Source organism: Massilia alkalitolerans DSM 17462 (assembly GCF_000427785.1).
GTDB classification, from domain to species: domain Bacteria; phylum Pseudomonadota; class Gammaproteobacteria; order Burkholderiales; family Burkholderiaceae_D; genus Telluria; species Telluria alkalitolerans.
Genome location: NZ_ATYR01000017.1, coordinates 121728 through 136164 on the forward strand (window position 1 = coordinate 121728; position 14437 = coordinate 136164).

Below are 14437 nucleotides of genomic sequence, written 5' to 3' on the forward strand. Positions count from 1 at the left end.
GAAATGCGGCGTGGGGCGCCCGGCCTGCTTACGGGCAGGGCAGGGTGATGGTCAGGCGGGTGCGCCCGTGGCCCGTGTCCACGCTCACGCTGCCGCCCTGCACTTCGGCCATCAGGCGGATCGAGTAGGTGCCCAGGCCGTTGCCGCCGATCTTGCTTGATGGCGCATACTTCTCGAAGAAGCGTTCGCGCGCCGCCTGCGGCACCTCGCCGGCGTTGTCGACCATGACGTGCAGGTTGCCGTAGCCGGGCGCGATATGCACGCTCACACGGCCGGCCGGCGGCGAGGCCTCGATCGCGTTCTTCAGCACGTTGTTGAACAGCGAATAGCACAGCAGCGGCTCACCCAGGCACATCACCTCATCCGGCTTGTCGTAGACGACCGTGACGTCGCCACTGTCGAAGGTGAACTGGGCCTGCTGGCAGACCCGTTTCAGCATCTCGCCCAGGTCAAACATCTGAAGCGCCGGCTGGTAGCTGCCCTGTTCCATCTTGTAGACGTCGAGGGTGCGGTTGATCATCTCGAGCGCGTTCTCGGCCGCGGTCTCGATCATGAGCGCCTGCTCGCGCTGGGATTGCGTGAGCGGGCTGACGAGCAGGGCCTGGCTGCCGTGCAGCGCCACGGCGATCGGGCTCTTCAGGTCGTGGCGGGTGATGCGCTCGACGTCCTCGCGCAGGCGCGCATTCTCGATCAGGAGTTCGTTCTGGCGCTTGATGTCCTGCATGGCGGTAGCCAGCAGCAGGTGGGCCGACAAGCGCGCTTTCAGGATAGTCGGGTCGGCCGGCTTGGACACGTAGTCCACCGCGCCCAGGCGCAGGCCGGCCACCACGTCCTCGGTGCCGTCGCGCGCCGACAGGAAGATGATCGGGATGTGCGCCGTCTTCGGGTTGGCCTTGAGCTGGCGGCAGGTTTCGAAGCCGTCCATGGCCGGCATCATGATGTCGAGCAGGATCAGGTCGATGTGGAAGGCATCCGCGATCTCGAGCGCCTTCTTGCCGCTGATCGCGACCTTGATCGCATAGTCGTCCTTCAGCACCCCGGCCAGCACCTCGATGTTGGTCGGGATGTCGTCCACGATCAGCACCGTCGATTTCTTCACCCGCTCGCCGATCGGCGCATCCAGGCCGATGACGTTCGATTCGGGCAGCACGGAGGCGGCCGGCGGCGCTGGCGCAGGCTTCGGCATGGGCGCAGGCGCGGATATGCCCTGGCGGGCGAACGGGCCCGGCGCCGTTTCCAGCTGCACGCCCAGCATGCTCATGAACTTGCAGGCGAAGCTGTGCACCGTGAACGGCTTGATCATGTACGCGTTCACGCCGGCCTGCAGCGCGGTGCGCACCGATTGCGGATTGGCTTCGGCGGTGAGCATCATGAACGGCGTGTTCGCGTAGCGGTGGTCGGTCCGCATCCACTTGAGCAGGTCGATCCCGCTCATCACCGGCATGCCCCAGTCGCCGACGACGATGTCGATCTGCTGCTTGCGCATCAGGTCCTGTGCGGTCTTGCCGTTATCGGCCTGGAACACGTTCAGGAAACCGAGTTCCGCCAGCACCTGGCGCACGTGGGTGCGGATCAGGAGGTAGTCGTCGACGATGAGGATGCAGGCGGACTTGTCCATGATGTTTCTCTAACTAAAGTAGATGAAGTTTAACAACTTCTTGACAGCCCGCATACGGATGAAGAAGGAAGATGTTGTATGCATGACAGCAAAATGAAGCGCGTATCTGCCGTATTTTTGCGTTTGTGTGCGTGTTTGTGCATGTTCGCGTAGAATCATGCGGATTCATCAGGAGAGAACATGCAGCTTGCAGAAGAACGGCGGCAATCGATCATCGAGGCCGTCGAGCGGGAAGGGCGGGTGCTGGCGGCCGAGCTGGCCCAGCGCCTGGACACCTCGGAAGACACCATCCGGCGCGACCTGCGCGAGCTCGACGCCGCCGGCCTGCTGCGCCGCGTGCACGGCGGCGCGGTGCGGCGCACGCGCGAGGCCAGCTTCGGCGAGCGCGTCGAACGCGACCCGGCCAGGAAGAGCACGTTGGCGCAGGCCATGTGTGCGCTCGTCCGCCCAGGCGACACGGTGCTGATCGACGCCGGTTCCACCAACCTCGCGCTGGCGCGCCTGCTCGAAGACGGCCAGGCCGCGACCATCGTCACCAACAGCCCGCAGCTGGCGCTGGCGCTGGGCGACTTCCGCCGCACCCGCATCGTGCTGCTGGGCGGGACCTATCATGCCGGCAGCGGCGCGGTGCTCGGCGCCTGGACCCTGGCCGAGCTGCAGCAGCTGCGCGCCGACCTGTGCATCGTCGGCGTTTGCGCGCTCGACCCGGAACGCGGGCTGGCGGCTTCCGATGCCGAGGAAGCCACCATCAAGGCCGCCATGGTGACCGGCAGCACCCGCAGGGCGGCGGCCATCCTCAACGAACGCCTGGGCGACAGCGCGCCCTTCGCCTTTGCCCGGCTGGCCGAACTCGATCACCTCGTGCTCGAAGCCGACGCGCCGCCCGACACCATCGCCCGCCTGCGCCAGGCGCATCCGGGACTCGACCTCCAGCTTGCCCCGAAAGCCCGCACATGAACCAACATCCTTCCGCGCTGTCCGCGGCGCGCTGGTCGATCTCGACCGTCTTCCTGCTCAACGGCGCCGGCATCGGCCTGTGGGCCGCGCACGTGCCGGTGGTGCAGGCACGCGCCGGCATCGACCTGGGCACGCTGTCCATGGTCCTGCTGACCATCGCGGCCGGTGCCCTGCTGGCGATGCCCCTGATGGGCGGCCTCACCGCGCGCTGGGGCACGCGCCGCATGGTGCTGCTGTCGGGCTTCGCCTTTGCCGCGCTGCTGCCCGTGATCATGGGCGTGAGCGAGCTGCGCCTGCTGTTCCTGGCGGCCTTCGCCTTCGGCATCAGCAACGGCGCTCTGGACGTGGCCATGAACGCCAATGCCAGCGAGGTCGAGGCCGCGCGCGGGATCCCGACCCTGTCCTCGATCCACGGCTTTTTCAGCCTGGGTGGCCTGCTGGGAGCGGCGCTGGGCGGCCTGTTCATCGGCCAGGGCTGGGGCGACGGCCGCGGCGCGCTGGCGATGGGCATCCTCACCGCCGTCGCGCTGGCGCTGGCGGCGCCGCGCGTAATGGCCTTCGCGCCCACGCATGAAGCGGGCAGCCACTTCCAGCTGCCGCGCGGCGCGGCGCTGAGCCTGGGCCTGCTGGCGCTGCTGTGCTTCGCGGTGGAGGGCGCGCTGGTGGACTGGAGCGCGCTCCTGATGCAGGAGCGCACCGGCGCCGCGCCGGCGCAGGCGGCGCTGGCATTCTCGGCCTTCTCGATCGCGATGGCGGCCTGCCGCTTCGCGGGCGACCGCATGATCCTGCGCTTCGGCGCGATGCGCGTGATGGTGCTGGGCGGGCTGGCGATGTTCGCGGGCCTGGCCACGGCGGTGCTGAGCACCCACTTCCTGCTGTCGGCCGCCGGCTTCGCCCTGATCGGCATCGGCGCGGCCAACGTGGTGCCGCTGCTGTTCGGTGCTGCCGGGCGCATCCCGGGCATGAGCGCCGGCGCGGGCGTGGCGGCGGTGGCGACGCTGGGCTATGGCGGGCTGCTGCTGGCGCCGCCGGTGCTGGGCTATATCGCCTCCCATGCGAGCATCATGGTGGCGCTGGGCATGCTGTCGCTGTCGGGGCTGGTGATCGCGTTGAGCGCCGGGGTGATCAAGCGCCGTGCCTGACGCAGCTCATGGTGACCAACGCGTGTAGGGGATGCCGAGCGCGACTTCCGAGGCGACCTGCTGCTTGTTTTCAGCACTTTCGCTGAAGTCGATCAGCAGCCGTTGCACGCTCACTCCGTTGTCCATCTGGTTCAGCCAGTAGGCGAAGCCCGCTTCGTCGGGCGCCCTGTGCAGGACGTTTCTGTAGACCACCGTGAGGATGTGTGCGTTGGTTGGAGAGGTACCGATGAGATTGGCAAACTCGACGGACTTGATGAAGCCCTCCGCCATCATCTCGATCGGGGCGCCTCCGTCCAGCGCCGCGATCCAGAAGCCGAGGCCCGCACTATCGGGTTTGCGGTCGAAGGCGGCGCGGTACAGGCGGTAGGCTTTCCCGGCATTGCCTTCCATATCGAAAGCCAGGGTAAGGTCGGTGAAGTCGATGCGGAACGGATTGCGCACCGTCTGCACGCCATCATGGCCGACGCGGTCGGTGATCGTCACGAGTTCATTGCTGCGGACGATGTCGTACGAAGCCAGTGGGCCATGCAGGAGGGCGCCCTCGACCGTCAGATGGACCGCGGGCCCGCTGTCGGAGAAATACCGGCCCTGGTACTGCACGCGCGGCAGGAACACGAAGCCGCCCGGCTGCGCGGCAGTAAAGGAGAATGTACCGTTCGGCGAGCGCAGGTCCTGCTCGTTGATCAGTTCGCCGACGCCCTGGAAGGCGATATCCTTGACGTTCCAGCCCGTGCCCGCGCCGATGTAACGCTGCGATCCGTGGTCGCTGACAAAGCGCAGCCGGACCGCGCGCCCGGCGAACCTGTGCAGCGAGGCCGATACCCTGTTGGCAGGTATCTTCACGGTGCCAGCACCGGGCTCGCTGTAGATGTCTGTCCAGGTGGCGGCATCATCGGTCGACACCTGCACCCGGAAGGCCTGCGATTCCATGACAAATCCGGCCGACCGGACAAACGATATCGAGGCTGGGTCCCGGCCGACCATGAGCTTCTTGTTCAGCTGCAGCGTTTGTGGCGCGCCGATGCCGCCCCCATCGTGGTACAGGCGTAGCTCGCCGTTGCCGATCGCATCGGGCGAGGTACCGCTGCCCGCAGTCCAGGTGGCGGGGGTGAAGTCGGCGGCGGCGATGTGCGTGGCTGGCCTGTTCTGGTACACCAGGAGTCCGTATCCGGTCGTGCCCGGCATCGGATCGATGTGCGCGGTGTAGGTGCTTCCCCGCGTGACGGATGCGGGCACCGATACCTGGGGGAGGGCCGCGCCCGCCGTCGGGACCGCGGGATCGAACACCGTCACGTCATAGTCGAAGGAACGCGCCTGACCGGCGACGAACACGTTCGACACCGTGACATGGTAACGGATGTCCTTCGCCGGCGCCGCATGACGTGCGCCCACCATGGACATGGCCGGGAGCTGCCACACGATCGTGTTTTCGGCATAACCGTCCACGACCGGCTCGAGCTTGACGTCGAGCGCCTCGCCGTCGCGTGAGACGGAGACGGTGGCACGGGAGAAGTCGGCGTTCGTTTGGGAGAGGGACCAGCGGCCGTAGACGACCGTGTAGGGGACGTAGCCGCGCGTAGGCCAGGCGACGAAACCGTCACGCGCGACCCGAGGCCGCGTGGCGTCGACGTCGAACACGTGCAAGGCATTCGCCCCCCACACCTCCGCACCGTCCATGGTGCCGCGCGGTACATCGCCGATCCCGAAGGAGCGGCTGTTCGGGTGAAGTATCCACCGGCGATGGCCGACAGGGCCGTTGTTGTCGCCATAATCGTTAATGTAAGCGTCGATCGCGTCAGGACCGTTGACGCCGAGGGCCAGGTTCGACCGGCCGGCTGCCTGCGCGCCGGCTGCCGTGTAATGCTTCCAGGTCGTCGGCGGGAAGTGCGACAGTTGTCCATTCACGCTCATCATGAGCGCCGCCTGCTGCGCGCCCACGCTGTTCTCAGGCGAAAACACGGTCGCAGCCGGCAGGCCGGCCATCGCCCGGTACCAGTTGATGCGTTCCATCGTTGCAGCGTGGTAGTCGGGGGTCACAGCGCCAGCATTGCCAGCCTCGTAATTCCCGGTCCAGCCCATCGGTACGCCGGTCTGCAGGTAGACCCGGTTGAAGAACAGCCGCGCGGCTTCGCGATCAGTTGGGTCGATCGCGAGTGCGCCGCTTGCCCCCAGCGCGGACTGCCGGCCCATTCTCCCCTGGCCAATGGCCGCCTTCGACAGTGCCTCGTTTGTTACTGCAGGTCCAAGCTGCACTTGCGCACGCTGGGCGGAGGAGTGTGCCACCTGGAGTGCAGAGGTCGCAGGCTGCTGCGGCTTTATTTCTCCTCCGCAGCCTGCTACGAACATGGACAGGAAGGCGATGCTGATGAGTGCTTGTCGTTTCAAGAGGACCTCGGGCGCGGCAACAGACGCGGTACGGTTGTGCCGGAACCTGTTTCTTTAAGTGGAAATATGTTGCATATTATCAAGCACCCATTGAAGTTTGCACACAGGAAACTGTACTGCCCATGAACTTTATGCGCGTTGCACAACGAATCGGGCTTGCCTGCGCTGGAGCATAGCTGGCCCCGCTGGTGCTGGTCATTGCCATGAGCACAGGGATCATCAGGGTACAATCCGCTCCTACAACCTAGGAGCACACGATGAAACGAACTGATTTGGCCAAGCGGGACGCCGAAAAACTGAAGAGCCAGATGGGGTCGCAGAACGCGGCCTTCGGCGGCGGCGCCAGGAATGCCGTGCCCGACCGGCGCGAACAGCGCGAGCGCGACCGCGCACTGGGACTGGTGCCCTTCGCGGTCAAGCTCAACGGCGACCTGGTAGGGCAGCTGCAGGCGCTGAGCAAGGAACGCGGCGTCGAGCTGAACGAGCTGGTCGCCGAGCTGCTGCAAAAAGGCTTGTCCGCATAGCGGTCTGCCATCGAGGGAAAGGAAACAGGCATGGCCAGGCTTGTCTTTGGAATGAACCAGTCCCTCGACGGCTACGTCGACCACATGGCCTTCGGGCCCAGCCCCAGGCTGTTTCGCCACTTCATCGAAGAAGCGCAGGCGCAGACGGGCAGCATCTACGGCCGCAAGATCTACGAGATCATGCGTTACTGGGACGAGGATCATCCTGAGTGGGATGCGGAGAGGCGCGCCTTTGGCGAGGCGTGGCGCCGGCAGCCGAAATGGATCGTCTCACGCACCCTGAAAACGCTTGGCCCCAATGCCACGCTGCTCGAGGGCGATCTGGCAGAAGCGGCGCGCAGGCTGAAGGCCGAGTGGGAGGGCGACATCGAAGTGGCCGGTCCCGACCTGGCGCGCAGCCTCACCGCGCTTGGCCTGATCGACGAGTACCGGATCTACCTCCACCCGGTCGTGCTCGGCGGCGGCACGCCGTATTTCGCCGGCCCCCGGCCGCCGCTGCGCCTGCTGGCGCACGAGCGGATCGACGAGGACGTGCTCAGGCTGCGCTACGTGCCTGCCTAAGCGCCTCAGGCGTATTCGCGCAGCACCGTGTAGACGCCGTTCTTCGACTCCACCAGCGCATAGCCGCGTACCTCCCACAGCACCGGCGGACCTTCCGCAGGCACGCTGGCGCCGCCGGCGCGGCGCGCCATCGTCACGTGCGGGCGGTAGCGGCGCGCCTCCGGCTGCAGGCCCAGGGCCAGCAGCGCGTCCGACAGGCGCGCGTGCAGGGCCGCAAGGCCGGCGGCGTGAGGCTGGGTTCGAGCACGGCGATCCCGTTATGCCACAGCGCGGCGTGCGTGAGATCCAGGCGGAAGGGTACGAACGGAACGGCAAAACCGTCCAGCAGTTCGGACAGGCGTTCGCTCGGAAGTGCGCCGAGGAAGTGCAGGGTGACGTGCAGCTTGTCGGCATGGACCGGCGCGGCGCCCGCCGGCCAGGTCCAGGCGTCGCGCCACTCGGCCAGGAGATGGCGCACGCTAGGTGCGGGCCACAGGGCCAGGAACAGGCGGGTGGTGGGTATTTTCGCCTGTTCGTCCATGTGAACCTCTTAGAAGCAGTGTTCCGGCGCCGGGAAGCTGCCGTCCTTGACCGCCGCCACATAGCTGCTCACGGCCGCGTCGATGCTGGTCTGGCCTTCCATGAAGTTGCGCACGAAGCGCGCCTTGCGGCCCGGGAAGACGCCCAGCAGGTCATGCATCACCAGCACCTGGCCGGAGCAGTCCGGGCCGGCGCCGATGCCGATGGTCGGAATCGCCAGCAGTTCGGTGACTTCCTTGCCCAGCGCTGCGGGAATCGCTTCCAGCACCACCAGCGAGGCGCCCGCCGCCTGCAGCGCCAGGCCGTCGGCCTTGAGCTGCTCGGCTGCGGCATCGGTCTTGCCCTGTACCTTGAAGCCGCCGAAGGCGTGGACGAACTGCGGCGTCAGGCCGATGTGGGCGCACACCGGGATGCCGCGCTCGACCAGGAAGCGCACGGTCTCGGCCAGCCAGGCGCCGCCTTCGATCTTGACCATCTGGGCGCCGGCGCGCATCAGCGTCACCGCATTGTTGTAGGCCTCGACCGGGGTCGTGTAGCTGCCGAAGGGCATGTCGGCCAGCACCAGGGCCAGCTTGTTGCCGCGCGCGACAGACGCGGTGTGGTAGGCGACATCGGCCACCGTCACCGGCAGGGTCGAATCGTAGCCGGCGCAGACCATGCCCAGCGAATCGCCGATCAGGAGCACGTCCACGCCGCAGCGGTCCATCAGCGAGGCGAAGCTGGCGTCGTAGGCGGTCAGCATCGCGATCTTGTCGCCCGCCGCGCGCATGGCCAGCAGCGAAGGTGCGGTGACGGCCTTGCGGACGGGTTTCGGGGCATCGTTGGCAGCCGGATCCTGGCCTTGCAGGTAAGCGCTCATGGAAATCCTTGTAAAACGGTCGTTCGGAAACGCGTAGTGTAATGCCCCGGACGCAAACGCGCATGGCCATGATTGTTTTCACGTGCCGGCTGGCGTCGTATTGACGTTCCCGCCCAGCACGTTGAACAGGCAGGACGAGCGGTGCACCGCTTTTTTTCTATTTGCCGACGAACAGGAAGCCTACTGCCGCCATGATGCAGGCGAAAGCGGCAAGGTGGCGCCATGAGACCGGTTCGCCGAGCACAGTCACCATGAAGATGCCGAATACGACCAGGGCGATCGCTTCCTGCATCACCTTCAGTTGCCCGGCGCTCCAGCCGCTGGCAAAGCCGATGCGGTTGGCCGGGACGGCCAGGCAGTACTCGACGAAGGCGATGCCCCAGCTGATCACGATCACGGTGAGCAGCGGCTTGTGCATGCCGCCCTTCAGGTGCCAGTACCAGGCGATCGTCATGAAGATGTTGGAGGCGGCCAGTAGGAGGAAGGTTTGCATCGGGTTAGCGCTGATCTGGTTGTCGAGTTTTGAAATGGCGGCGCCGTGAAGCTACCGTTCCTGAAGAGGTAGATGATACCCTCTCATGGCAGCGGCCAGAACGCCGACAGACCTGTTCGTCAGGGCATCGCGCTGCCGCCATTATTCCAACGCCGTCCCAAACCGCCCATGCCCATCGCGATCACCGAATCATCGGAAAAGATACCGTTTCGTAACCAGGTGATTGCCTGCCCAAAGTGTAAGCAAGAGATGAAGCGCAAACACCTCGCGAAGCACAAGCGCGAGGTGCACAAGGCGCCTGCCCCATTGGTCCTGCATACCCGTTCGTGCGAGCGCTCGCCGGCTCCCGCGGCGTGCTCGGGATGCGGAATGCAGAACCAGCAGACTTGGACGTTTTCGACCAGCAGCCGGGGCAAGCTTGGTCTTTGTGCGTCCTGCAAGAAGAAGCATCTTCGGGATTCATTCAGTCCCGAGGCGATGGAGAAGAAAAGGCTGGCAGGGCTGAAGGAGAGCCTGCGCGAATTGAAGGAACTGCAGAAGGTCCATGGCCAGGATGCGTTTCATCAGAACATCCAAGGTGAGATCGCCGAGCTGGAACGCCTGATCAGGACGCCTTTCAATCCTGTTCGCAGCTGGTCGCCGGTCTTGCCGGGTTCCTTTGGAAGCGGAAAGCGCAGGTAAGCCGGTTCTTGCATGCCCAGCCGTCCGTCGCAGTGTTCAGCCGATCTTCTCGACCGCCTGGCTGGCCACCAGCGGCAGGTAGTCGTGGATGGGACCGACGCCGGGGATGACGAGATCCGGGTTGACTTCGGCCAGCGGCGCCAGCACGAAGCCGCGCTCATGCATGCGCGGGTGCGGCACGGTGAGGGTGTCGGTGGCGATCTGCTGGTCGCCGTACAGCAGCAGGTCGAGATCCAGCGTGCGCGGCGCGTTGCGGTAGGGGCGCTCGCGGCCGTGCGCCTGTTCGATGTCCTGCAGCGCCTTGAGCAGCTCGAAAGGGTCGAAGGCGGTGTCGATGCAGGCCACCGCATTGATGTAGTCGGGACCGCTGGAGTCGACCGGCGCTGTGCGGTACAGGCCGGACGTTTCGATGATTGTCGAACCGTCCAGCAGGGCCAGGCGGCGCAGCGCGTCCAGCACGTTGGCCTGGGCGTCGCCCAGGTTGGCGCCGATGCCGACGTAGGCGATCATTCCTCGCCGCCGCCCTGCGGGGTTTGCGCTCCTTCGCCCTCGTTGCGGCGGCGCGGCCCGCGGCGCGGCGCACGCTTGCGCTTCGCGCTTCCTTCGCCGCGGTCACGCTGGCTGGCGGCCGCCAGCAGGGCTTCGCGCTCGCCGCCTTCGGCCGCATAGAACGCGGTCCACCATTCGCCGACCTCGCCCGGCAGCTCGCCCGATTCGCAGCGCAGCAGCAGGAAGTCGTAGCCGGCGCGGAAGCGCGGGTGCTCGAGCAGCTTGAACGGGGCCTTGCCGGTGCGGCGCTCGAAGCGCGGCTGCATGGCCCAGATGTCGCGCATGTCGGTGGCGATGCGGCGCTGCAGGGCCAGGTTCTCGGTCTGGGTTTCCAGCACGTCGTCGGCCGCCAGGTGGAGGGCGGGAATCGGCGCTTCGCCGGCGGCGCGGTAGGCGTTCCACTTTTCCAGCACCTGGTGCCACAACAGCGAAGCGAACAGGAAGCCCGGCGAGACGCCCTTGCCGGCCTTGACGCGGCCGTCGGTCGATTCCAGGGCGAGCGTCACGAACTTCATGCCGATCGGCTGTTCCAGGACGACGTCCAGCAGCGGCAGCAAGCCGTGGTGCAGGCCGGCCGAGCGCAGCTCCTTCAGGCAGGCCAGCGCGTGGCCCGACAGCAGGAGCTTGAGCATCTCGTCGAACACGCGCGCGGCCGGCACGTTGTCGATCAGGGGGGCCATGACCGGAATCGGGGCGCGCGTGGTCGGCTCGATGGTGAAGCCGAGCTTCGCCGCGAAGCGCACCACGCGCAGCATGCGCACCGGGTCTTCGCGGTAGCGCGCTTCCGGCACGCCGATGATGCGCAGGGTTTTCGCGCGGATGTCCTCGATGCCGCCGTGGTAGTCCAGCACCGTCTGGGTGGCCGGGTCGTAGTACATGGCGTTGATGGTGAAGTCGCGGCGCGCCGCGTCCTCGTGCTGGGGACCGAAGTTGTTGTCGCGCAGGACGCGGCCGTGTTCATCTTTCGGCGCGTTGTCGCTGCCGTTGCCGCGGAAGGTGGTCACTTCCAGCAGGTCCTGGCCGAACATCACGTGCACGATCTGGAAGCGGCGCCCGATGATGAAGGCGCGCCGGAACAGGCGCTTGACCTGCTCGGGCGTGGCGTCGGTGGCGATGTCGAAGTCCTTGGGCTTCACGCCCAGCAGCAGGTCGCGCACGGCGCCGCCGACGACGAAGGCCTTGAAGCCGGCCTCCTGCAGGGTCTGGGTGACCGTGATTGCGTTGCGCGATACCAGGCGCGGGTCGATCTTGTGCTCTTCCGGTCCCAGGATGACCGGCTGGGTCGGGTCGCGGCCGTCGTCTTTCACGCCGAGGATCTTGCGGATGAATTTCTTAATCATTGAAGAGATGGATAGTTGGCCAACCCTGCGATTGCGCGTGGGCGGCGAGCTTCGCGCTCGGGTTGGTGGCGACCGGGTGGCTGACGATCGACAGCAGCGGCAGGTCGTTGTGCGAGTCGCTGTAGAAGTGGCAGCGTTCGAAGTCCTCGAAGCGTTTGCCGAGGCGCTCCAGCCAGGCGTGCATGTGGGTGACCTTGCCGGGGCCAGAGGTCGGGGTGCCGAGCAGCCTGCCGGTCAGGTTCCCTGCCGCGTCATACTCCGGCATGGCCCCGATGTGGTGCTCGACACCGAAGCGCGCCGCGATCGGCGCCGTGATGTGATGGTTGGTCGCGGTGATGATGGCCACCAGGTCGCCGGCATCCTGGTGTTGACGCACCAGCGCCAGCGCCTTCGGCCGGATCGCGGGTTCGATGACTTCCGCCATGTAGCGCGCGTAGATCGCGTCCAGTTCCGGGCGCGGGAAGCGCGCCAGGGTGCCGAGGGCGAACTCGAGGTATTCCACCGGGTCGAGCACGCCGGCGTTGTACTGGGCGAAGAATTCGTCGTTACGGCGGCGGAAGGCGGTTTCGTCCACCGCGCCAATGCGGACCAGGAACTCGCCCCATTCGTAATCCGAATCGATCGGCATCAGGGTGTGGTCGAGGTCGAACAGCGCAAGGTTTTTCATTCTTTGGGTTCCGACTGCTGGTTTTCTTGCAGCAACAAATCACGCAGCAGCGGCAGGGTGACGGGACGCTGGGTCTCGAGCGAATACTGGTCGAGGGCGTCCAGCATCGTCGCCAGCGACCGCATGTCGCGCTTGAAGTGAGACAACAAATAGGGTAACACGCTGGCCGACAGCGTCAAACCGCGCGCTTCGGCCGCCTGGGTCAGCGCGGCGATCTTTTCGTCGTCCGACAAGCCCTTGATCTGGTAGATCAGGCCCCAGCCCATGCGCGTACGCAGGTCTTCGCGCACCCCCAGCACCGCCGGCGGCACCGGGCCGGTGCTCACCATGTAGGCGCCGTGCTCGCGGATCTGGTTGAACAGGGCGAAGGCGTCGATCTGGCGCCGGGGCGACAGGCGATCGGTATCGTCCAGCAGGTACAGGGTGACGTCCGGGCTGTGGACGAACTGGTCTGCCGGCGCGTCGAAGGGGATGTAGCGCGAGGCCGGGCTGGCGGCCAGCGCCTGCAGCAGGTGGGTCTTGCCGGCGCCGGTGTCGCCCCACAGGTAGACGAAATGCTCGCGCGAAGCACGCTGCGCGAACTGGTGCATCAGGTGCGCCAGTTCGGCATTCTCGCCCACCTGGAAGGTGTCGAGGCTGTGCGCCGGTTCGGCGCCTAAATCGAGCACCAGCTGTTTCATCGCTTCGGGCTCAGGAGAATTGGCATGCTTGTTCTTGTTCTCTTGGCGGTTCTGCCAACAAATCGGCAATCAAATAGGTAACAATGGTATGCAAATGGGCACACATGGCTTGGACACGGGGCCGTTTTGCTAAAATAGCGGATTGACCAAGGTTTGACGGTCTGCCGCCCCCTATTTTACCGCCTCCGCTGCCAAATACCATGAGCCAACCATCTAATGTTTCCCTCTCCTACCGCGACGCCGGTGTCGACATCGACGCAGGCGATGCCCTGGTCGAAGCGATCAAGCCGTTTGCCAAACGCACCATGCGCGAAGGCGTGCTCGGCGGCATCGGCGGTTTCGGCGGGCTGTTCGAGATCAGCAAGAAGTACAAGGAACCGGTGCTGGTGTCGGGTACCGACGGTGTCGGCACCAAGCTCAAGCTCGCTTTCGAGCTGAACCGCCACGACACGGTCGGCATCGACCTGGTCGCGATGAGCGTCAACGACATCCTGGTGCAGGGCGCCGAGCCGCTGTTCTTCCTCGACTACTTCGCCTGCGGCAAGCTGGACGTGGCGACCGCCACCGCCGTGGTCAAGGGCATTGCCGAAGGCTGCGAACAGTCCGGCTGCGCCCTGCTGGGCGGCGAGACCGCCGAGATGCCGGGCATGTACCCGGACGGCGAATACGACCTGGCCGGCTTCGCCGTCGGCGCGGTCGAGAAGTCGCAGATCATCGACGGCAGCAAGATCGTCCCGGGCGATGTGGTGCTGGGCCTGGCCTCGTCGGGCATCCACTCCAACGGCTACTCGCTGGTGCGCAAGATCATCTCGGTCGCCAATCCCGACCTGGAAGCCGACTTCCACGGCCGCAAGCTGGCCGACGTGCTGATGGCACCGACCCGCCTGTACGTCAAGCCGCTGCTGGCGCTGATGGGGTCGATGGAAGTGAAAGGCCTGGTGCACATCACCGGCGGTGGCCTGGTCGAGAACATCCCGCGCGTGCTGGCCGAGAACCTGACCGCCGTGCTGGATGCCAAAGCCTGGGAAATGCCGCCGCTGTTCAAGTGGCTGCAGCAGCACGGCGGCGTGGCCGACGCCGAGATGCACCGCGTGTTCAACTGCGGCATCGGCATGACCGTGATCGTCTCGAAGGAAAACGCGGACGCCGCCATGGCGCAGCTGCAGGCGGCCGGCGAGACCGTGTACCGCATCGGCGAGATCCGCGCGCGCGAGGAAGGCCAGGCGCAGACCGTCGTGCAGTAAGCCGGTAGCGGTGTAAAGAACAAGGGGCGCTGCGGCGCTAATGCCGTTCAGTTAAGACTGAACGGCATTTTTATTTTGTCGTTGTAAACGTTGCGCATCGCTGTTAACCTTCGTCGCCATGTTCGATGACACTCTTCATTTTCTAGCAAATCATCTCGAAGCTCCCGACTGGACAAGGTTGGGTGAGCATCTTCCTACTGAATGGATCGAACAGGCGC

16 protein-coding genes are annotated in these 14437 nt (G+C 65.8%); 6 read left to right on the top strand and 10 right to left on the bottom strand.

What is annotated here, in order from left to right; all coding sequences use genetic code 11:
* Positions 1 to 28: 28 nt before the first annotated feature.
* Positions 29 to 1618, bottom strand: a complete 1590-nt coding sequence (locus YWC_RS0117790; protein WP_051306539.1) for a response regulator — start codon at positions 1616 to 1618, stop codon at positions 29 to 31.
* 180 nt (positions 1619 to 1798) lie between these two features.
* Between YWC_RS0117790 and YWC_RS0117795 the strand changes: the two genes are divergently transcribed.
* Together YWC_RS0117795 and YWC_RS0117800 are read left to right on the top strand one after the other, a co-directional pair.
* Positions 1799 to 2575, top strand: a complete 777-nt coding sequence (locus YWC_RS0117795; protein WP_027866595.1) for a DeoR/GlpR family DNA-binding transcription regulator — start codon at positions 1799 to 1801, stop codon at positions 2573 to 2575.
* A complete protein-coding gene (locus YWC_RS0117800; protein ID WP_027866596.1) occupies positions 2572 to 3717 on the top strand; it encodes an MFS transporter in 1146 nt (381 codons plus the stop codon). The genes YWC_RS0117795 and YWC_RS0117800 overlap by 4 nt, the downstream gene beginning before the upstream one ends.
* 6 nt (positions 3718 to 3723) lie before the next feature.
* Here the strand turns inward: YWC_RS0117800 and YWC_RS0117805 are convergent, their stop codons facing one another.
* The gene (locus YWC_RS0117805) at positions 3724 to 6102 is read right to left on the bottom strand and encodes a DUF4214 domain-containing protein (RefSeq protein WP_156923778.1); all 2379 of its coding nucleotides are present in this window, start codon (positions 6100 to 6102) and stop codon (positions 3724 to 3726) included.
* Between the two features lie 257 nt (positions 6103 to 6359).
* Here YWC_RS0117805 and YWC_RS0117810 point away from each other — a divergent pair, with 257 nt between their 5' ends.
* A complete protein-coding gene (locus YWC_RS0117810) occupies positions 6360 to 6626 on the top strand; it encodes a hypothetical protein (RefSeq protein WP_027866598.1) in 267 nt (88 codons plus the stop codon).
* A gap of 30 nt (positions 6627 to 6656) precedes the next feature.
* Positions 6657 to 7187, top strand: coding sequence for a dihydrofolate reductase family protein (locus tag YWC_RS0117815; RefSeq protein ID WP_027866599.1), 531 nt, complete (start codon positions 6657 to 6659; stop codon positions 7185 to 7187).
* A 5-nt stretch (positions 7188 to 7192) separates the two neighbouring features.
* On the opposite strand, the gene YWC_RS33810 is transcribed toward YWC_RS0117815, so the two are convergent.
* The 4 genes from YWC_RS33810 to YWC_RS0117830 form a co-directional block, all read right to left on the bottom strand.
* Entirely contained in the window at positions 7193 to 7396 is a 204-nt protein-coding gene (locus YWC_RS33810) for a 2'-5' RNA ligase family protein (RefSeq protein WP_307176561.1), read from the bottom strand.
* Entirely contained in the window at positions 7321 to 7707 is a 387-nt protein-coding gene (locus YWC_RS29920; RefSeq protein ID WP_051306540.1) for a 2'-5' RNA ligase family protein, read from the bottom strand. Before YWC_RS29920 ends, YWC_RS33810 begins: the two co-directional genes overlap by 76 nt.
* A gap of 9 nt (positions 7708 to 7716) precedes the next feature.
* On the bottom strand, positions 7717 to 8565 hold the full coding sequence (gene panB / locus YWC_RS0117825) for a 3-methyl-2-oxobutanoate hydroxymethyltransferase (RefSeq protein ID WP_027866600.1): 849 nt from the start codon (positions 8563 to 8565) through the stop codon (positions 7717 to 7719).
* Between the two features lie 157 nt (positions 8566 to 8722).
* A complete protein-coding gene (locus tag YWC_RS0117830) occupies positions 8723 to 9058 on the bottom strand; it encodes a DMT family protein (RefSeq protein ID WP_027866601.1) in 336 nt (111 codons plus the stop codon).
* 72 nt (positions 9059 to 9130) lie between these two features.
* On the opposite strand from YWC_RS0117830, the gene YWC_RS0117835 reads away from it, so the two are divergent.
* Positions 9131 to 9739: a hypothetical protein gene (locus YWC_RS0117835; protein ID WP_156923780.1), complete on the top strand. Its 609-nt coding sequence runs from the start codon at positions 9131 to 9133 to the stop codon at positions 9737 to 9739.
* A gap of 36 nt (positions 9740 to 9775) precedes the next feature.
* On the opposite strand, the gene folK is transcribed toward YWC_RS0117835, so the two are convergent.
* Genes folK through hda form a run of 4 tightly spaced genes read right to left on the bottom strand, consistent with a single transcriptional unit; the run spans position 9776 to position 12975 of the window.
* Positions 9776 to 10249: a 2-amino-4-hydroxy-6-hydroxymethyldihydropteridine diphosphokinase gene (folK, locus tag YWC_RS0117840; RefSeq protein ID WP_027866603.1), complete on the bottom strand. Its 474-nt coding sequence runs from the start codon at positions 10247 to 10249 to the stop codon at positions 9776 to 9778.
* Positions 10246 to 11628 carry a polynucleotide adenylyltransferase PcnB gene (pcnB, locus tag YWC_RS0117845; protein ID WP_027866604.1) on the bottom strand — a complete coding sequence of 461 codons (1383 nt, stop codon included), beginning with the start codon at positions 11626 to 11628 and terminating at the stop codon, positions 10246 to 10248. Before pcnB ends, folK begins: the two co-directional genes overlap by 4 nt.
* Entirely contained in the window at positions 11621 to 12295 is a 675-nt protein-coding gene (locus YWC_RS0117850; protein WP_027866605.1) for an HAD family hydrolase, read from the bottom strand. Before YWC_RS0117850 ends, pcnB begins: the two co-directional genes overlap by 8 nt.
* Positions 12292 to 12975, bottom strand: coding sequence for a DnaA regulatory inactivator Hda (hda, locus tag YWC_RS0117855; RefSeq protein ID WP_027866606.1), 684 nt, complete (start codon positions 12973 to 12975; stop codon positions 12292 to 12294). The genes YWC_RS0117850 and hda overlap by 4 nt, the downstream gene beginning before the upstream one ends.
* 200 nt (positions 12976 to 13175) lie before the next feature.
* Between hda and purM the strand changes: the two genes are divergently transcribed.
* Positions 13176 to 14219, top strand: a complete 1044-nt coding sequence (gene purM / locus YWC_RS0117860) for a phosphoribosylformylglycinamidine cyclo-ligase (protein ID WP_027866607.1) — start codon at positions 13176 to 13178, stop codon at positions 14217 to 14219.
* The last annotated feature ends 218 nt before the right edge of the window (positions 14220 to 14437 follow it).